This window comes from Clostridium beijerinckii HUN142, from assembly GCF_000621745.1.
Classification (GTDB): domain Bacteria; phylum Bacillota; class Clostridia; order Clostridiales; family Clostridiaceae; genus Clostridium; species Clostridium beijerinckii_A.
In genome coordinates this window covers 178986-199876 of the sequence record NZ_JHXK01000005.1, presented here as the reverse complement: position 1 = coordinate 199876, position 20891 = coordinate 178986, and the positions used below count along the sequence as shown (strand labels likewise).

13 protein-coding genes are annotated in these 20891 nt (G+C 30.9%); 10 read left to right on the top strand and 3 right to left on the bottom strand.

Annotation, left to right across the window (positions count from 1 at the left end; translation table 11 throughout):
• Positions 1 to 404 precede the first annotated feature (404 nt).
• The 4 genes from T483_RS0100805 (at position 405) to T483_RS0100790 (ending at position 8532) form a co-directional block, all read left to right on the top strand.
• Positions 405 to 2513, top strand: a complete 2109-nt coding sequence (locus T483_RS0100805) for an N-acetylmuramoyl-L-alanine amidase family protein (RefSeq protein WP_026885095.1) — start codon at positions 405 to 407, stop codon at positions 2511 to 2513.
• Between the two features lie 243 nt (positions 2514 to 2756).
• Positions 2757 to 6143: an Ig-like domain-containing protein gene (locus tag T483_RS28605; protein ID WP_051560255.1), complete on the top strand. Its 3387-nt coding sequence runs from the start codon at positions 2757 to 2759 to the stop codon at positions 6141 to 6143.
• Positions 6144 to 6395: 252 nt separating this feature from the next.
• Positions 6396 to 7451 (top strand): InlB B-repeat-containing protein, encoded by a 1056-nt coding sequence (locus T483_RS0100795; RefSeq protein WP_026885094.1) that lies wholly within the window; start codon positions 6396 to 6398, stop codon positions 7449 to 7451.
• Positions 7452 to 7665: 214 nt separating this feature from the next.
• Positions 7666 to 8532: a glycerophosphodiester phosphodiesterase gene (locus tag T483_RS0100790; protein ID WP_035789915.1), complete on the top strand. Its 867-nt coding sequence runs from the start codon at positions 7666 to 7668 to the stop codon at positions 8530 to 8532.
• A 190-nt stretch (positions 8533 to 8722) separates the two neighbouring features.
• Here T483_RS0100790 and T483_RS0100785 read toward each other — a convergent pair whose 3' ends face one another.
• A complete protein-coding gene (locus T483_RS0100785) occupies positions 8723 to 10402 on the bottom strand; it encodes an N-acetylmuramoyl-L-alanine amidase family protein (protein WP_026885092.1) in 1680 nt (559 codons plus the stop codon).
• A gap of 564 nt (positions 10403 to 10966) precedes the next feature.
• On the opposite strand from T483_RS0100785, the gene T483_RS0100780 reads away from it, so the two are divergent.
• Positions 10967 to 12562, top strand: a complete 1596-nt coding sequence (locus tag T483_RS0100780) for a peptide chain release factor 3 (RefSeq protein WP_026885091.1) — start codon at positions 10967 to 10969, stop codon at positions 12560 to 12562.
• Between the two features lie 118 nt (positions 12563 to 12680).
• Here T483_RS0100780 and T483_RS0100775 read toward each other — a convergent pair whose 3' ends face one another.
• Positions 12681 to 13157 (bottom strand): PTS sugar transporter subunit IIA, encoded by a 477-nt coding sequence (locus T483_RS0100775; protein ID WP_026885090.1) that lies wholly within the window; start codon positions 13155 to 13157, stop codon positions 12681 to 12683.
• A 446-nt stretch (positions 13158 to 13603) separates the two neighbouring features.
• On the opposite strand from T483_RS0100775, the gene T483_RS0100770 reads away from it, so the two are divergent.
• From T483_RS0100770 to T483_RS0100755, 4 genes are all read left to right on the top strand, one after another.
• Positions 13604 to 15166: an alpha-glucoside-specific PTS transporter subunit IIBC gene (locus tag T483_RS0100770; protein WP_026885089.1), complete on the top strand. Its 1563-nt coding sequence runs from the start codon at positions 13604 to 13606 to the stop codon at positions 15164 to 15166.
• A 539-nt stretch (positions 15167 to 15705) separates the two neighbouring features.
• A complete protein-coding gene (locus T483_RS0100765; protein WP_026885088.1) occupies positions 15706 to 17040 on the top strand; it encodes a 6-phospho-alpha-glucosidase in 1335 nt (444 codons plus the stop codon).
• Positions 17041 to 17387: 347 nt separating this feature from the next.
• Positions 17388 to 18179, top strand: coding sequence for a MurR/RpiR family transcriptional regulator (locus T483_RS0100760; RefSeq protein WP_026885087.1), 792 nt, complete (start codon positions 17388 to 17390; stop codon positions 18177 to 18179).
• Positions 18157 to 18903, top strand: a complete 747-nt coding sequence (locus T483_RS0100755; protein ID WP_026885086.1) for a MurR/RpiR family transcriptional regulator — start codon at positions 18157 to 18159, stop codon at positions 18901 to 18903. Before T483_RS0100760 ends, T483_RS0100755 begins: the two co-directional genes overlap by 23 nt.
• A 295-nt stretch (positions 18904 to 19198) precedes the next feature.
• Here the strand turns inward: T483_RS0100755 and T483_RS0100750 are convergent, their stop codons facing one another.
• The gene (locus T483_RS0100750) at positions 19199 to 20269 is read right to left on the bottom strand and encodes a GGDEF domain-containing protein (protein WP_026885085.1); all 1071 of its coding nucleotides are present in this window, start codon (positions 20267 to 20269) and stop codon (positions 19199 to 19201) included.
• 181 nt (positions 20270 to 20450) lie between these two features.
• Here T483_RS0100750 and T483_RS0100745 point away from each other — a divergent pair, with 181 nt between their 5' ends.
• Positions 20451 to 20777, top strand: coding sequence for a hypothetical protein (locus tag T483_RS0100745; RefSeq protein WP_026885084.1), 327 nt, complete (start codon positions 20451 to 20453; stop codon positions 20775 to 20777).
• Positions 20778 to 20891: the final 114 nt, after the last annotated feature.

The following is a 20891-nucleotide window of genomic DNA, read 5'->3' as shown; positions in this document are numbered from 1 at the left end:
ATTCTAGTCTTAATTGAAAGTTTATCGCACTAGGATTTTAAATGTAGATTTATTATTACAGCATATATATTTTTTAGTCTCAGTTGAAACACTTATCTTGCTAAAGATAGAAATATAAAGTTATTAATACAGAATATATATTAAGAAAAAATAAATTAATTAATTGAGGAGTTTTAGAGTAGCTGCATCATAGATATAATTTTTTATATCACTATATAGCTATTTTTATATAAATTGTCATAATTTAATTTGTAAATATATTTGTCTGAAGAATTATATAGTTAGTTGCTTTTAGTGTATCTCATATTGTATGAAGTACGTTAAAATAACTATATATTGTTAGAATATTTAAACTCATCAGTATAAATGATATAATATATATAGATATTTTGGAGGCGATTGGCATGATAAGAAGAATTAATGGAATATTAGCACTTATATTAGTTGGGACAAGTGTTATAGCTACAATACCAAATAGTGTTTTTAGTATTCCTGTTAAAGCGGAGACTAATGATATTTCGAAAATAAATTTAGATCCACAAAGTAATAATATAGCCCTTTCTGGAACTGATATAGGAGCAATGGTTCCGGATGGAGATACTCTTATAGGAATGGCTGAAAACACAACTATAAACCCTCAGTTAGAAAATGGAGTAAAATTGATGTTTAGCAGCAAAGGAGCAAAGTCAATTGATAATGAGGAGTGTGGCAAGTTATCGTACAATCTTTCTGGTTCGTTAGTTGAAGAAATTTCAACGCAAGTTTATGAGGTTTTGAAAGATCCAATAATAAATGCAGTTGTATCAAATGCAGAATCAGCTACAGGAGGTACTATACCAGAGGAAACGCTTAAAAATTTAATCGAACCTATAGTGGAGAAAAACTTACAAGCAGCATTACCAAATGCTATTAAGAGTAGATTTCAGAATATCTCGATATATCAGTATACTGGGAAAAATAATTCAGATGATGTTATAGCTCAGGCTTTTGTGGTAAAGGGATTAGTAGGATCAATAGTTAATACTGTGGTAGGAAATGGAGCATATTGTGTAAATACTTATAGTGCTAATGTTAGAAATGCATCTTACAGTAGCGCTGCTATAATTCCATCATTAACATTTGATCCATCGTCAGGTACAACGGCTTATTCAAAAGCAATTAATTTGGGTAATGGTTCTAAAGTTATCGGGGATGGGATGAGTATCAATGTTATTGATTCTGTAAACAACAAGGTATATGTAATTAATAATCCAATTTATAATATGTTAAAGGCAAAACAAGGGGAAGCAGATAAAATAAGCAAAGATTTAAATATTATTGATTTTAATGGTGTTACTAATTTGAACGGCAGCTTGAGTTTTCCCTTGGATATAGATGGAACTAAATTTTCTGTTTTAAGCTTATCATTAACTAAAAACGGTGATATTAAAGCCAATAAAAGTTATAAATATGCTGTTGTAGTTGGAGATTACGAAAAGAATTTATTAGATAAAATGATTGATGGGGTTAATTTAAGTAATGCTGGAGATAATATAAAGGGAATGATAAAAAGTGGGACATACAATATGATTCCAGATATAAATACTCAAATTGGCGGCGTGATAGATAAAGGTAAAAATGAATTTGATAAAACTATAGATGGAATAAGTGATGGGATAAATGACATAAATGACTCATTAGATGATCTTACTGATGCTCTTAAAGATAAGAATAATGATGTTGATGATGCTTGGGATAAAGTGTTTGATAGGTATGATAATGATAAAGGCTGGGGAAAACATGATGGATATATATACTATTATGATAAAGACGGAGTCGGTTTAAAAGGGGTACAAAAGATAAATGGAAAAACATATTATTTTAATAGAATTGATGGAGCCATGGAAACAGGTTGGCAGATTGTAGATGGTAAGAAGTGTTACTTCGATAAGAAAAAAGGCTATGAACTGTTTAACCAATGGGTACAAGATGGTGATGATTGGTATTATGTTGGTGAAGATGGAGCCGTTAAAAAGATGGAGTGGGTTAATAACAATGGTAAATATTATTACTTAAAAGCTGATGGGAAGATGGTAAAGGACTGGTTTAAGGTTGATGAGTATTGGTATTATTTTAATAGTGATGGATCAATGTTAACTTCAACTTGGAAATCTTCTAATGGGAAATGGTATTATTTAAAGGATAGTGGACAGGCAGCTATTGATTGGCTTAACTTGGGTAGTGATTGGTACTATTTTAAGAATACATCAGGAGAAATGCAGACAGGTTGGTTTAGAGCTAATGGGAATTGGTATTATTCAAATGATGATGGCTCAATGAAAACAGGATGGATTTATTCTAAGAATAATTGGTATTACTTAGGTGAAGGTACGGGTGTAATGAAGAAAAATGAATGGGTAGCTGTTGATGGTAAAAACTATTATTTTAGTATTAATGGGGAAATGGTAACAGGATCGAGATATATAGATGGAACAAAATATGTGTTTGGTTCAGATGGAGTACTAAATTCTTAAGATAATAAAATGCAATATTATAATGTAACCTAATAAGATGCTGATATTATTAATTAGTACAAGCATTTTATTAGGTTAATTTACTTTTATAGGTATATTGAGATGATTATTTTAGGAGAATATGGTACCATATCTATATAGTTGATGAAGTATATAACGATAATATTAAAGAGGAATATATTAAGTTGGTAACTCTATTAATGGAAAATAAGGTTAAGAGAATATGCTATAGGGGGACATTTGATGAAACGTAAATTTATAAATAAGATAATTTCTGGAGTGATGGTTGCAACTACAGTATTCACATTAAATCCATCTAAAGCTTCAGCTGAGTGGGCAAATGATTATCAAGGAAATTTGTATTATATGCAGGATAATCAGAAGATGACTGGATGGAAAAGAATTGACGGACAGTTATATTACTTTGATGAGAATGGAAGAATGCAAACAGGATGGATTAAAGCAGGGGATTCGTGGTATTTTTTACAAAGTAATGGAGCATTAAAGACAGGATGGATTAATTATAATAAAAACTGGTATTATGCTGATTCAAATGGTGTTATACAAACAGGGATTATCAATGTATCTGGGAATATATACATATTAGATAGTAATGGAATTATGAAAACTAGTAATACAGTCATTGATGGTGAATTTTATACAATTGGCCCAGATGGCATAGTAGTAGGAAATAAGGTGCCAACGCCTGATAAAGAATTCGATGGGTCAGGGCAATGTATTCAAGTCCTGAAAGATACTGATAATAATGTGGCTTCTCCAACAGATTCAAAATTTAATGAAGTTGTAGTAGATAAAACTGAATCTAATGATGATCCAAATGAAGGAAGAAGCTTTAAAGTTCAATTCAAAGATTCTAATGGAGAAGAGATTAAAACAAAGACTATAAAATATGGGAAATCAGTTGACTTAGATAAACCAACTAAAGAAGGTTACAGATTCTATGGATGGAATACCAAGAGCAATGGGTCAGGCAAAAGTTATAGTGCAGATGATACAATAAAGGTAAAAGATGATATTATATTATATGCTCAGTGGAAAGATGATAATTCAATATATGTAGATGGAATAACTATAAAAGGAAACTCAAATGTTGTTGTAAATAAGACTACTCAAATGACAGCAGAAATATCACCAAGTGATGCTACTGATACAAGTGTAACATGGTCTGTTATTAATGGAACAGGAAAAGCGACAATTGACAGTAATGGAGTATTGACTGGAGTTTCCAATGGAACAGTAACAGTGAAAGCTACTGCAAAAGATGGTTCAAAGGTAAGTGGAACAAAAGAGGTGACAGTTGGTACAACAGAAGTAGCAGTACCTGTAAGTGGAATTACAGTAGGAACTACAACAGGACTTTCTCAAATAACAACCAATAGTGGTACGTTACAAATGACAACTAAGGTATTGCCGTCTGATGCTAGCAATCAGGATGTAACATGGTCAGTTGAAGATAAAACTGGAAGTGCAAAAATAAGTGATTCAGGACTAGTAACGGCAGTATCTAATGGGATAGTAACAGTTAAAGCAACAGCAAAAGATGGATCAGGCATTGTTGGAAGCACAACTATAACAATAACTGGACAATCTACATCAATACCAGTATCTGATATTTTGATAATTGGAAAAAATAATGCTGATACAATAACAGCTGATGGTGGAACTTTACAAATGAGTGCAACAGTTATTCCAACCACTGCAAGCAATAAATCAGTGATATGGTCCGTTGAACAGGCAGGTGATGCAGGAACAACAATGACAGGAAAAGCAACAATTAATTCAACAGGACTTTTGACAGCAGTTGCGGATGGAACAGTTACAGTGAAAGCAAAATCTAGAGATGGATCCTCAATTACTGGAACTAAAGTTATAACTATAAGTAACCAAAGTATTAAAGTCACTAAAATTACAGTCAGTGGAGAGAATGGGGCCAAGACAATAGGAATTAATGGTGGAACTTTGCAAATGAATGCAGATATATTACCAGTCAATGCTAGTAATAAATCAGTTGTATGGTCTGTTGAAAATAAAACAGGAAGTGCAACAATCGATAGTACTGGTCTACTAAAAGCAATATCAAATGGTGAGGTTAATGTAATAGCAACAGCAAAAGATGGATCTGGAATTGTTGGAAGTGCAACTGTAATATTAAGTAATCAAAATACTGTAATACCAGTTTCAAGTATAGCGGTAAATGGAGAGGATGGTGCATCTTCAATAACAACAGACAATGGAATTCTAAAGATGATGGCAACTGTAGTACCAAGTAATGCAACATCTCAAAAAGTAACTTGGTCAGTTAGTAGTGGAACAGGGACTGCGACAATTGATTCTGATGGAACTTTACATGCAGTTACAAATGGAACAGTTACAGTGAAAGCAACTTCTGTGGATTACCCAAAGATAATTGGAACTAAGACTATAAACTTAAGTGGACAATTTGTAGAAGCAAATGGATTAGAAGTGAATTCTGCCGGAAATGCTTCTCAATTAGTAGTTGATGGATCTTTACAGATGAGTGCAAATATATTTCCAGATAATGCAACATATAAGACAGTGAAATGGTCAGTTGATAGTATACCTGGAAGTAGTGGAACAGCGACAATAAATTCTTCAGGAATTTTAGTAGGAAAATCATTGGGAGATGTTAATGTAATAGCTACTGCAACAGATGGAACCGGAATTGTTGGAAGTAAGAAGATAACAATTATTGCACCAGTTAAAATTACAGGAATTACTGTAAGTTCACCAGCAGGTAGTAATGATAAAATAACTTCTAATGCAGGAACTTTACAAATGAATGCAATTATAAAAAATGTTGATGAAGCAACTAATAAGAATATAACTTGGTCTGTTGAACAAGCGGGCGACGTTGGAACAGATATGACAGGAAAGGCAACAATTAGCTCCAGCGGATTACTAACAGCAGTAGAAAATGGAACAGTTAGGGTAAAAGCAACTACCAATGACGGATCAGGTGTTTTTGGAACATGTGTCATAAATATAAGTGGCCAAGTTGTTCGGGCAACGGGCTATACAGTAAAAGCTTTTTCTGGCAATGGATCAATTGAAACCAACCAAATAACAACGGATAAAGGAATTCTTCAGATGAAAACAACAGTTACACCAAGTAATGCAACTACAACGCCTTCAGGAGTAATGTGGTCTGTTGAGCAGGCGGGTGATACAGGAACAACAATGACAGGAAAGGCAACAATTGATGCGGACGGAACGTTACATGCGATGGCTAATGGAACAGTCAAAGTAAAGGTAAATGGAGTTACTTCTGATGGAAATTCAATTAGTGGATCAGAGATTATAACAATAAGTGGACAAATTGTAAATGTAACAGGAATTACAGTTACTTCTTCTAGTAATAAGATAACATCAGGTAATACATTGCAAATGAATGCTAATGTATTGCCTGCTACAGCTACTAACAAAACAGTAACTTGGTCAGTAACTAATTTTAATTCTACAGAACCTATTCATGCAGGAATTGATAATACTGGTAAATTAACAGCAGTATCAGCAGGAACTGTTATAGTAACAGCAACAGCAAATGATGGATCTGGAAAATATGGAACTGCATATATAACAATAACATAGAATTTAATTGATCATTACTCAATTCTAAGTAAGAATGGTCAAATTATACCACTATGGTTTGACCATTCAAGTTAAAAATAAATTTGAGTTGGATTTGAGCATTATAACTGGATCTGAGTTAAATTTATGAAATTGGGTGTAAAAATATAATTACGGATGTTGAATATACAACTATATATATTTTCTGTATGGAGATATGGAAAATTATAATGGCTAAACCTCAGATAAATTAACAGATAGGGAGGACTTGAAATGAAGTATAAATTTTCGGGGGGACTAATTGCTTTATGTATTGCTGTTTCAACTTTAGTTACATTAAAGCCAATGCGTGTGTCAGCTGAATGGCTTCAAAATTATGATGGAAATTGGACTTATATGGAGGGATATACCTATGCAACAGGATGGAGACAAATTGGAGGCACTTGGTATTTCTTTGATTCTTATGGATTAATGAGAACAGGATGGATATCTAGCAATGGTGACTGGTATTATGCAGACTTGAGTGGGGCAATGCAAACTGGAGTAATTCAAATTGAAGGAAAGATCTATTTATTTTCATCAAACGGGGCACTACAAAAAGGAACTAATATTATAAACGGAAAGATATATAACTTTGGAGATAATGGTGCCTGTATAGGAAGTGATTATCCGATTCCGAATAAGGGATTTGATTATTATGGTAATAATTCTATTCCTTATATTCCAAGTCAAATAGTAAGCGAAGATGGAAATATGTCAAATAGTATTCCTACAGATGGTTTGAATCCAGCTAAAAAACAGTATAAAGTTAAGTTTAAAGATCCAGATGCTGAAAGTTCTGATGAGGAATTACTTAATACAAAAACTGTGGATGAAGATACTATGATCACTTTATATAAACCGACTAAGAGTGGATATAGTTTTGTAGAATGGAATACTAAGAGCGATGGTGACGGTACAAGTTATGAATATAATGATAGAATAAAGGTAAAAGAAAATATAACTTTATACGCACAATGGGAAAAGAACAATAGCTCCAATACTGATGATTCTGTAAAAGTAACATCTATTTTAGTATCAGGAGCGAATGGTTTAAATGAAATAAAAACAAAAGGTGGAACCTTGCAAATGACTAAATTAGTTGTACCAAATACTGCAACAAATCAATCTGTGACATGGTCAGTTGTAAATGGGGCTACAGGTGAAGCGACTATAAGTTCCACTGGAAAGCTTACTGCAGTAGCTAACGGAACTGTTACTGTTAAAGCAACTGCTAATGACAAATCAGGTATCGTTGGTAGCGCTGTAATAACTATAAGTGGACAATAAAAATAAAGTATTAAAAAAACCTTCTAGAAGTATTAAGTTATCTTCTAGAAGGTTTTTTCCTTAATTCTAAGTAAAGAATAATGCGACTACAATAAATGAAGCATTTATTGTAGTAATATAATTGAAGTTAGTGTAAAATGTGTATATAAGTAAAGCGTGGCGAATTTTATGTAAACGTTGATGATTTGATTAGCTTTTTAAGGGGGAATTAATTTTGGGAACTTTAAATATTGCTCACAGAGGTTATAGTGGAAAGTTTGATGAAAATACTATTTTGGCTTTTAAGAAGGCTATCGAGTATAATGCGGATGGTATTGAAGCTGATGTTCAACTTTCTAAAGATGGAATACCAGTTATAATTCATGATGAAACTTTAGATAGGACCACTAATGGGCACGGATTTGTAAAGGACTATACTTTTGATGAACTTAGAATATTTAGAACTAAGAGTGTACCAAGAGTTCAGGCTTTAAAAGATGATGCTCTAGAAGAGAGAGTACGCTTGGGGGTTGAAAATAATGGGAAATTTGGTGAGTCGAGGATAGGAGAATATTCGGCAAGCGAAGTTGAATATCTAAAAAATAGATGTGGTGAAGAAATACCAGCTCTAAGGGAATTATTAGAGTTAGTTGCTAATTCGGATTTGAAAATATTAAATTTAGAACTTAAGAATAGTGTAATTGAGTATAATGGATTAGAAAAGAAAGTTTTAGATATGATAGATGAATTTGATTTAAGAGATAGGATTATAATTTCGAGTTTTAACCATAGCAGCTTGCTAAAAGTAAAAGAACTTGAAGGCAGTAAGGGGATAGTTCTAGGTGCTCTAACAGAAACAATACTTGTCAATGTCCCTAAATATTTAAGGAGTATTTCAGTAGATTGTTATCATCCATACTTTCCTAGTGTGCTAAATCAAGATTATATGAAAGAAATAAAAGAGTCAGGAATAAAAATTAACACTTATACAGTAAATAATGTAGCAGATATGAAAAAAGTTATAAGTGTAGGTGTGGACGGAATAATTACTAATGAAGTGGAAAAGCTAAATACTTTGCTAAAAAAAGAGGCTATCTTATAATTGTAATTAAGATAGCCTTATTATTAATAAATCTAGGAAAATATTTAAAAGAACGTACTATTATTTAATAAAAGTTTAAATATCCAAATTTTATTAGCAGTTAATAATTAAAATTATTAATATTAAATTTAATCATATGAACTGCATTAATTTAAAGAATGGGGGCAATGCCCCAGCTTTAAGTTAGAGATTATCTGATCCAAGCTCCTGATGCACCTAATTTGTATCCATCAACAGTTGTATTAGCTAACATAGCTCCTGATCCGTTTAAGTAGTACCAAGTGCCATTATCATTTAACCAACCAGTAGCCATAGCTCCTGATCCATTTAAGTAGTACCAAGTTCCGTTGTCATTTAACCAACCTGTTTTCATAGCTCCTGATGATTGTAAGTAGTACCAAGTTGATCCATCCTTAGTCCAACCAGTAGCCATTACACCATCAGCTTTAATGTAGTACCAAACTCCACCATCTTGAACCCATTGTCCTTTTACTTGAGTTCCATCAGTATTATAGAATGTCCAACCTGAAGCTGTATTAACCCATCCTTTATTTGTAACTGGAGTTGGATCAACTGGAGTTGTAGTAGCTTTGCTAACTGTAGCATAACCGTCATCTCCATCTTTCCAAGCGATTAAATTGTCTGAATTGTATACTTCTAAAGTATCAAATGATCTATCAACTGTGTAAACAACTTGGAAGTCTGAACCGTCAAATTTATAAATTTTTCCGTTATTTAACGCCCAAACATTTCCGTCAACATCTTCTGATACTGCAGCGCTTGAAGCGATATCTTGATCGTCTTTAGCACCTTTTTCTGCTAAGTAAACATCGAATTTAGTGGCTTTATTAGCTTCAACAATTGCGGTATCTAATGTAGATTTATCTTTCTTTAATTTAATAGTATTTACAGTAACTTTTTCTCCATCATTTTTAATAGCATAAATAGTTCCATTCACCACTCTAAATGATGTATCTGCAGCTTTGATAGCTGCATCAGCATTATCAGCATCTTCTGATTTGTATAAAGAAGTTACTTCATATGATGTTACATCTTTTGGAATATATGCTTTACCTTCCTTATCTCCTTGCGCTTTAGATATCTTTTGGATATAAGTTGCACCAGTCTTATTTACAGCTCCTGTGATATTAACAGTTACTAATCTGTAGATATTATCTTTATCTTGGCCAATTTCTTTAACACTAGCAGTACGGTCTATACTTACAACAATATTATTTCCTGAATCTGCTTCATCAAATTTTTCAACCTTTATTGTTTTTGTGCCGTTGTTAACGTAGATGTTTGCTGTAACATCTGTATCAATATACTTTCCAGAATTATTTGCATAACCATGCAATTTAGCTGATCCACTTGTAGTTGCTTCATATGCATACCAAGTTTCCCCAAATTGGTTTGAAGAAATTTGAGTAAGATCATTATTTCCAAATGAGCTTATAGTAGAATATCTATCAGTTTTACTTAAAGTTGTTTTAAGTCTAGTTTTTACATAATCTGTATTATCTGATACAGTATCATCTACTTCTTTGCCTGTTGACAAGTCAACTAAGTATTCATCGTTTCCGTCTTTTACGCTAGCATATTTATCGCCATATTTATCCATGCTATCTATATTTATGTCTTCTATCAGCTTGTCTTTATCGCCACCATAATAGTAGAGCCCACTTTGATCATCATCACTTCTATATCCTTCAAAAAGATATTTTCCGCCATCGAAAGCTATAGCTTTTTCAATAGTTCCTTCTTTTGTTTCTAGGTTAGTAGTAGCTGTAGCTGCGCTTGCAGGTATTATTGAAATAACTGCTGCTGCTGCTACTAATAAAGATGTTGCTTTTGTTAATCTTTTTATCATTTGTACATTCCTCCGTTTTTTATATAAAATTAGTAATTAATTAAATTTTTGTTTTAAATAGAAGTAATATTTAACTCTTTCGCTATATAATACAAACTTGATATAAATATTTTGGTACTTTTTTTAGAAAAATATCAAAAATAGTATAAATTTGATGTAGAATTATGTTTTACTCTTTAATATAAAATACATCTCTTTAAGTAAAATAAGGTACTTTTTTTAAATATAAGTGAAATATAAATATTTTAGTCAAATATTTTCGGTATATATTTTGCTGAAATAATAAGACAAATTACTTTATAATGAAGGAATAAGAATTTTGTTTCCATATATGTAAAGTATACATAATATATTTCATATGATATAATAATTTAGTTAATAATGAAGTAGTATAAGTATATATAAATGAGTTATAAATTTTAAATAAAGTCATATAGGCTTTATCATTTTAAAATAATGATATATAAAATTTAGGAGGACTTGTCCAATGTAGATAAAGTACTTTTAATAATTTTCGTAGAAATTTTATGAATTAATTGATTATAAATTTAGGAGGATTTAGCGTTGGCTGATTATATAAAAGAAATAGAGAAAAGAAGAACCTTTGCAATTATATCTCACCCTGATGCAGGTAAAACTACACTTACAGAAAAGTTTTTATTATATGGAGGAGCTATTAGACTTGCAGGTTCAGTTAAAGCCAGAAAGGCATCTAAGCATGCAGTTTCTGACTGGATGGAAATCGAAAAGCAAAGAGGTATCTCAGTTACTTCTTCAGTTATGCAATTTAACTATAATAACCACTGTATTAATATATTAGATACTCCAGGTCACCAAGACTTCTCAGAAGATACATATAGAACTCTTATGGCTGCAGACTCAGCAGTTATGGTTGTAGATGCTGCTAAGGGTATAGAGGATCAAACAAGAAAGTTATTCCACGTTGCTTCTTTAAGAGAAATGCCGATCTTTACATTTATAAATAAGATGGATAGAGAAGCAAAAGATCCATTCCAATTATTAGATGATATTGAAAATGAACTTGGAATTAAAACTTATCCGATGAATTGGCCAATTGGTTCTGGTAAGGAATTCAAAGGAGTATACGAAAGAGACAATAACAGAATTATAGCTTTCAATGGTGGAAATCACGGTCAAAATGAAGTTGAATCAATAGAAGGTTCGCCAGACGATCCTAAATTTAGAGAAATATTGGGAGATGCTCTTCATGATAAATTAATGGAAGATATTGAGCTTTTAGATATTGCTGGAGATGAATTAGATTTAGATGTTGTGCGTCGTGGAGAATTGACTCCAGTATTTTTTGGATCAGCATTAACTAACTTTGGTGTAGAACCATTTTTGGAACATTTCTTAGAAATGACTACATCACCACTTGCTAGAAATTCAAGTGTTGGAACTATTGATCCATTTGAAGATAAGTTCTCTGCTTTTGTATTTAAAATTCAAGCAAATATGAATAAGGCTCATAGAGATAGAATCGCATTTATGAGAATTTGTTCAGGTAAATTTAATAAAGGTGAAGATGTATACCACATGCAAGGTGAAAAGAAGATTAAATTAGCTCAACCACAACAATTTATGGCTCAAGATAGAGAAATTGTTGAAGAAGCTTATGCAGGAGATATAATCGGTGTATTTGATCCAGGTATATTCTCAATTGGAGATACACTATGTGCACCATCAAAGAAATTTAAATTTGAAGGAATTCCAACCTTTGCACCAGAATATTTTGCAAGAGTAAGACCAGTAGATACTATGAAGAGAAAACAATTTATAAAAGGTGTTTCTCAAATCGCCCAAGAAGGAGCAATTCAAGTATTTAAGGAAATTCACATTGGTATGGAAGAAATAATAGTTGGAGTTGTTGGTGTGCTTCAATTTGAAGTATTAGAATACAGATTAAATAGTGAATATAATGTTGATGTTAAAATGGATAGATTAGATTACAGATATGTAAGATGGATTGAAAATAAAGATGTTAACATGGATTCATTAAACTTAACTTCTGATACTAAGAAGGTTAAAGATTTTAAGGATAGAAATCTTCTTATATTCCAAAATGACTGGGGTATAAGCTGGGCACTAGAACATAATAAGGGATTAATCCTATCTGGTGTAGGAAAAAGTGAAGAATAATGATTATATGAACAGAATCTGATAAAAAATAAATTATAAATAAAAAAATCCCTATTGGGATTTTTTTATTTATAACTAATTTATAATCATAAGATAAAGTATTTTTATTTGATATTTCTTATATTTTACATTCCATAACTATATCTTTACCATAACAAACTTCCTTATCAAGAATTGGATTTAATTCCTTTAACTTATCAGGGTTAGCCACTAAGACTGGTGTTATTAATGATATACCTTTTGACTCAATAAAGGACCTGTTCAGTTTTAAAATAGGTGTGCCAGCAGTTACTTTAGTATTAACAGACTTTAGGATTTCAAATCCTTCACCATTTAATGAAACAGTTTCTAAGCCTACATGAACCAATAATTCAATTCCGTTATTAGTTGTTATGGCAAAAGCATGTCCACTATCCATTATTAATGATATAGTACCATCACAAGGTGCAACAACTGTATCACCAGTAGAATTAATTGCAATTCCATCACCTGCCATCTTTTCTGCAAATACTGGGTCAGGAACTTCACTTAGATCTATAGTTCTTCCTGAAATAGGAGCAATTATAATTAATGGTTTCTTAAAAAAATTAAACATAAATATATGACTATATTAAAGACAAATTTAGATACATTCTACTTGATTAAGTTATACAAGTAGAAAACAGATCTAAACAATAATCTTCAAAAAGTCTGTTCACCTCTCTTTCGTGTATTCAAATTATTATATACTTAATATAACGTTAACATAATTTCAATGAATTATACTCTTGATCTTCTATATCTATTAATATGTGTATTCCTAAATAGAAAGCGTAAAATAAATTACAAAGTTAAAATAAATTACATTACATATAGTATAGGTTAATTTTACTTATATTTTATTTAAAAGCAATAGTATTACATAAGAGTGTGAAAATTCACGTAAAAAGTGAAAAATTTCATAAAGATTAGCTTAATTCCTAAAGTACTGTAGAATATTGATAATGAAAAATGATAATGTTAACATAAAGTTGTAGAAAACAAAGAAAGGATGAAGAAAAAATGATGCAGAAGATTCAAAAATTCGGTGGAGCGATGTTTACACCTGTTCTACTTTTTTCATTTGCAGGTATTATAATTGGTATAGGAACATTATTTACTACACAGACAATTATGGGAGGATTGGCGGATCCAAGCAACTTGTGGTTTAAATGCTGGAATGTAGTTTTACAAGGTGGCTGGACTGTATTTAATCAATTGCCATTATTATTTGTAGTCGGACTTCCAATCGGAATGGCAAAGAAACAAAATGCAAGATGTTGCATGGAAGCATTCGTATTATATTTGACATTTCATTATTTTCTAAGTACTATCATTTCACAGTGGGGCGAATTTTTTGGAGTTGATTTTTCTGCTCAGATAGGAGGAACTAGTGGTCTTACCATGATAGCCAATATTAAGACATTGGATATGGGTATGATTGGTGCATTACTTATTTCAGGACTTGTAATTTATTTACATAACCGTTTCTTTGATACTGAATTACCAGAATGGTTAGGAACGTTTAGCGGATCTACCTTTGTATTTATGATTGGATTCTTTGTTATGATTCCAGTAGCAGTTCTTGCAGCGTTTATATGGCCTAAAGTTCAACTTGGAATGCATAGTTTTCAAGGGTTTGTAAAGGGCGCAGGGGCATTAGGTGTATGGGTATTTATTTTCTTAGAGCGTGCGTTAATTCCATTTGGATTACATCATATACTGTATTCTCCGTTTTATTATGATAATGTCGTGGTGCCAGGAGGTCTTTATTCTTATTGGGCAACAAAGTTACCAGAAATAGCAGCTTCTAAAGCTTCCTTGAAATCGTTATTACCAGAGGCAGGATTTACAGCTACAGGATACTCTAAAATTTTTGGATGTCCAGGAATTGCATTAGCATTTTATGCAACAGCAAAACCAGAAAAGAGAAAAAAAGTATTAGCGTTGTTAATTCCTATTACATTAACTGCAATTTTGTGTGGTGTAACAGAACCAATTGAATTTACATTTTTATTTATTTCACCAGTACTATTTGTAGTACATGCACTGCTTGCGGCAACGATTTCAACAACTATGTATCTTTTAGGTATTGTAGGAATATTCTCAGGTGGAGCTATTGAAATGGCTTCTTTAAATTGGATTCCTCTAATGGGGAATCATTGGGTCCAATATTTACTCCAGTTTGCTATCGGACTTTGTTTTACAGGAATTTGGTTTATAGTATTTAGAACCTTAATCTTGAAATTTAATTTTAAAACTCCAGGTAGAGAAGATGAAGAAAACGATATAAAATTTCGTTCAAAAGCAGAGTATAGAGAGAAACAAAATGATTCAAAAGATAGTAATAAGGTAGCATTTGCAGAAAATATCCTAGTTGGATTAGGCGGAAGAGATAACATTGTTGATGTCACAAATTGTGCAACTCGTTTAAGGGTAAATGTAAAAGATGCAGCTCTTTGCAAGGATGATCCTTATTTTAAATCTATTGGAGCTCATGGATGTTCTGCAAATGGAAAGTCTTATCAAGTTATTGTTGGATTGAAAGTTGCGCGAGTAAGAGAAGATTTTGAAGCATTGCTGTAAAGATAATTGCAGAAGTTACACTCCAAAATGTATGGTATGTAATTTTACTCGGATTTCTATTATTTAGAACATTAAAAACATGTAATTCTTCAGTTAAGAATGTCTTAAAGCTAAATGGAATAAAGTTTTTTTAATACTATCTTAGGTGGAATTATAGTAATAGCATTAGCGGGCATTTGCTTATTTACTACTTTTAGAATTAATATGTAACAAACAATATATTCAAATAAATCAAAAGCTGATTTCTGTGTAGCGGAAATTGGCTTTTTATTTTTTGTATAGAACATATATCGGTGAAGAATTTAAAATAGCTTAAAGCGATATAGAATATAGTTGAAAGTTTTAGCTAGTTAAATTTACATATTTATTTTTATAACAAAAATTTCCTGTGAAAAGTCACAGAAAATGTGAAGAAATACAGTTAAAATGCTTATTTCCCTAAAGGTTTTATATATATTGTAACGTACTTTTTTCGGGTGTATTATGTACTCAGAAAAAGATAATAAAGCAAAAAATAAGCAGGTGTTGGAGGAAGAAAGATGGCAAAGAAGAAGTATTCAATTACAGTAGCAGGTGGAGGAAGTACATTTACACCAGGAATTGTACTTATGCTGTTAGAACATATGGACAGATTTCCAATTGGATCTATTAAATTTTATGACAATGATGCAAAGAGACAAGAAATTGTAGCAAGGGCATGTGAAATTCACTTAAAGGAACATGCTCCAGAAATTGAATTTTCGTATACAACTGATCCAGAAGCAGCATTTAGTGATATAGATTTCGTATTAGCTCATATCCGTGTTGGAAAATATGCAATGCGTGAGAAAGATGAAAAAATCCCACTAAAATACGGAGTAGTAGGACAAGAAACTTGTGGACCAGGGGGGATTGCATATGGAATGCGTTCCATCGGAGGCGTTATTGAAATATTAGATTATATGGAAAAATATTCACCAAATGCATGGATGTTAAACTATTCAAATCCAGCAGCTATAGTGGCAGAAGCAACGAGAAGATTAAGACCAAATTCAAAAATACTGAATATTTGTGATATGCCAATTGATCTAGAAGAAAAAATGGCAAGTATGTGTGGTCTTAAATCCAGAAAAGAAATGCAAGTATCTTACTATGGATTAAATCATTTTGGATGGTGGTCAAAGATTTATGATAAAGATGGAAATGATTTAATGCCGCAAATTAAAGAGCATATGGCAGCAAACGGATTTGCGGATGCATTATCAGATACAAACCAACACGTAGATGAAAGCTGGGTGCACACGTTTCAAAAGGCAAGAGATATATTTGCAGTAGACCCAACAACAATCCCAAACACATACTTGAAATATTATTTATTTCCAGATTATGTGGTCGAAACTTCAAATCCAGAATATACTCGTGCAAATGAAGTAATGGATGGAAGAGAAAAACATGTATTTGGAACATGTAAAAAAATTATTGAAAGTGGTACAAGCAAAGATGGTGGTTTTGAAGTGGATGCCCATGCGACATATATTGTAGACTTAGCATGTGCAATAGCTGAAAATACAAGGGAAAGATTTTTACTTATAGTTCCAAATGAAGGTGCTGTAGAAAACTTCGATAGAACAGCAATGGTGGAAATACCATGTATCGTTGGAAGTAATGGTTATGAAAGAATATGCCAAGGAAGTATTCCTCAATTCCAAAAGGGATTAATGGAACAACAAGTAAGTGTAGAAAAATTAGCAGTAGAAGCGTGGATAGAAGGAAGCTATCAAAAGTTATGGCAGTCACTTACTCTTTCAAAGACAGTACCAAGTGCAAGAGTTGCAAAATTAATATTGGATGATTTAATTGAGGCGAACAAAGGTTATTGGCCAGAATTGAAATAATCAAAATATATAGGTTATAATTCAATTTCAACATTTTTGACTTAACTGAGGATCTGCTTCACTAGAATTTTAAATGCAATTTTATTATTGAAACATAGATATTAGATGATATATTAATAAAAAACAATGGCTTGTAAGATTTTAATCTATATTATTAATGAAGAGAAATGAGTTAAAAGAGACTTGTTTCTCTTTTTTTGGAAAAAAATCATATAATCTTGGGTTTTGATTCTAATTGAATTTGCCAACTAATTTATTGTATATTTACATTAATAGACAAAAAATCAATTGTAGAGTAGAATTTAAAGAAACATGAAACAAAGTAGAAAATAGTGGTGGGGAATATTATGAAATTGGATGAACTGATAAACAAATACCATAAACAGTTAAATGAGAATGATTTATATATTTGGAATTATATTTCTAAGCATCGAAAAGAGTGTGAAACTCTTGCGATAGATCAATTAGCACATAAATGTAATGTTTCTAGAACGACTATTCTTAGATTTGCACAAAAGTTATCTCTAAAGGGATATGGGGAATTAAAGGTTTATTTGAAGCTTGATAATGAAAAGTCAAAAGAGAATGTTAGTAATGTAGAAGCTGTTTGTGATGTTTATAATGAAGTAATAAAAAATATAAAAGAAAAGGATTGTACAGAAATTTTTGAAGTGATTGATAAGTCCAGAACTCTCTATGTATATGGGATTGGAATGGTGCAGTCGTCAATAAAAAAAGAATTTAAACGCACTTTTCTAACTGCTGGAAAAGTATTTTATGACTTAAGCGGCTATACTGAAGCAAATGCTATATTAGATTTAGCTACGGATGAAGATGTTTTTGTAATTATTTCAGTATCAGGTGAAAATCAATTTATTATGGATTTTGCTAGGAACTTGAAAATTAAAAATATTCCTATCATATCTATAACAAAATTAAAGGATAATTCTTTAGCTAAATTAAGTGATTATAATCTCTATATATACACAGCACTTATTCCTAGCATTTCTAATAATATAGATTTTGAATCTTTAACATCATATTTTATTCTAATTGAAATATTATTTCTAAAGTATATGGAGTATAAAACACAAAAAAATAAGAAGGAAGAAAAACATGAAATTGGAAACATTGATTGATGAAAATTATGAAAAACTGAATGAAAGTGATTTGTATATATGGAAGTATATTCTACATCACAAAAAAGAATGTCAAACTATTTCAATACAAGAGTTGGCCTCTAAATGTAATGTTTCACATACAACTATTTTACGTTTTACACATAAATTAGGATTACAAGGATATAGTGAAATGAAAATTCATTTAAAATGGGAAGACAAGCAGCAAAATTCATTTGATAATAAAGAAATTGAAAAAACATATAAAGATATTGAGAAGACAATGGAAATTATGAAAGAAAGAGATTTCTATGATGTATTTGAATTAATTGAGAAGGCAGATAAAATTTATGTTTATGGATCTGGAGCAGTGCAAAAAAATGCAGCAAAAGACTTAAAGCGTAGTATGATTTTTGGCAATAAACTAATATATGTCCTAGAGGGAAGAGAAGAAACTAACATTATTTTAGGTGCTTTATCTTCAAAAGATATTTTTTTCTTATTATCTCTATCTGGAAATAATTTATTTATGAATGAGTTTGCACAAAGGTTAAAGGAAAAAGGTGTGAAAATTATTTCTATTACTCAGGTTGGAAATAATGAATTAGCTTCTATCAGCGATATTAGCCTTCAATTTTATACACATCCAATTTCAGTGGGCGATAATAAAACAAAACTTTATTCTACTACACAATTTTTTCTAATAAATCAAATACTGCTGTTAAAATATTTAGAATATAGATAATGATTTTAAAGCCAACAACAGCTTTATATTTAAGGTAAAACTCGATTCAGGTGGAGTTGTTTGATCTACACCTGAATCTGAGTTGAACTTATAATATAAATAGTCATAATGCATTATTAAGGAAGTGCATCGTATAAACTATGTCGCTAACATTTTTATAAGTATTATATATATGTTCCAAAAGTATTCTTCATAAATTTTAAATAATTATCTTTATAAAGGCCCTATTTTGTATGTAGCAATTTTATAATGTATGAATTTTATTAAGTATAATTATATAGTAAGTAGTTATATTTTAACATACTTTATTTCTTCCTGTGCGTTTGGCTAAATATAAGGCATTATCAGCCTTACTTAGAAGAGTATTTATATTTTTTGTTATATCAGGGTAAGAACTAATTCCGATGGAAACAGTTATTTTGGCTATGGCATTATTGTCAAGTTTAAAAGTATTACATTCTACATTTTGTCTTATTTTTTCTGCAATATCAACCGCATGTTTGTAATTACAATCCAATAAAACTGCAGTGAATTCTTCGCCACCATTTCTTGAGATAACATCAAAAGTTCTACAAGAATCAATTAGAATTTTGCTAAGTTGTTTTAATACTAAATCTCCAGAATTATGCCCGTAGGTATCGTTAATATGCTTGAAAAAATCAATATCTATCATAAGAATTGATAAGTTTTCTTTCTTTTGTAATGCATTTCTAATTGTTTTATCTAATATTCCATTAAATGCTCTTACATTATTAAGCCCTGTAAGAAAATCTTTTCGAGAGTCAACTTTGAGCTTTTTATACATTCTATTAGTTTTAGAAATGTAGTTCAATTCATAATTAACTATAGTAGAAACTATTATTATAGAAACAACAAAGTTTCCTAAAGCAGGTAGTATAAGATTCACATCTTTTAAAATTAGTGAAATCCAAATTATTGTTGATACTATATTAACCACAGTCATTAAAAAATATTTCTTTGAAAAATTCATCTTATATTTTGATATAATGGTAAAAATTATTAGTAATACAAATAAATTTGTAGAAGTAATTAAAGAAGAATAATTTATTCCAAAGAAAGTAAGTCTAAATAGTATTATTATAAATACACTTATGAGAGTTGATATAAATCCTCCATAAATTGAAGTGATTATAACGGGGATTATTCTGAAGTCTATTATTGTATTTTGATTTAAATTAATCCCATAAAATATAAGTACACACCCAGATAAACCAGATAGCAAGCCAAAGTATAACCTGACTTTTATTTTAGAATTCGATTTTATAAACTCGTCATTTAATACTTGACTTCCTAAGTATAAAAAAGATATAAGCATTGCAGCGTTAGCAAATAATAGTTTAAGCATAAATTCTCCTTTCGATCTAACATATCTGGTAGTTATAATCTATACTTCCGATAAAAAATATACTGTTCAAATTATTATTGTGTATTTATTCAATAATAATACTTTTATTTATCAAGTAACAAAACGACAAGATTACTCATATTATTATTATATAAAATCTTTGTACATGGAGAGGAAGAGAATGAGTAACTGTAACTATTGCGATTCTGGATTCGAAAGTCCTGGAGCAAACACTCTTGGAGCAAATTGTAATGAACCAATTAGTGACTTAACTTTGTCTACAATGGTTGTAGGAAATCAAGAAGCCGTATTAAGTCGTCTAGTAACGGTACTATTATTTCTATATGCATTTACTAACCAAAATTTCATTTGTCATTTAATCAATACTAACGAAAAGTTGTTATGTAATCAAATGTGTCTTACAGATAAATTAGTAGACAATTTAATAGACAACCTAAATGACTGTAAGAGCGATCTTGCAGGTTGTAGGAGACATCATAGTCACTAAAAGAGAGCACTAAAACAGGCTCTCTTTTAATTTGTTTATTAAAATATTTTTATACGAAGAGATAAGCAAATTGTAATTAAGCTTATATATTATAGTTGTACTTAAGCACTTGGT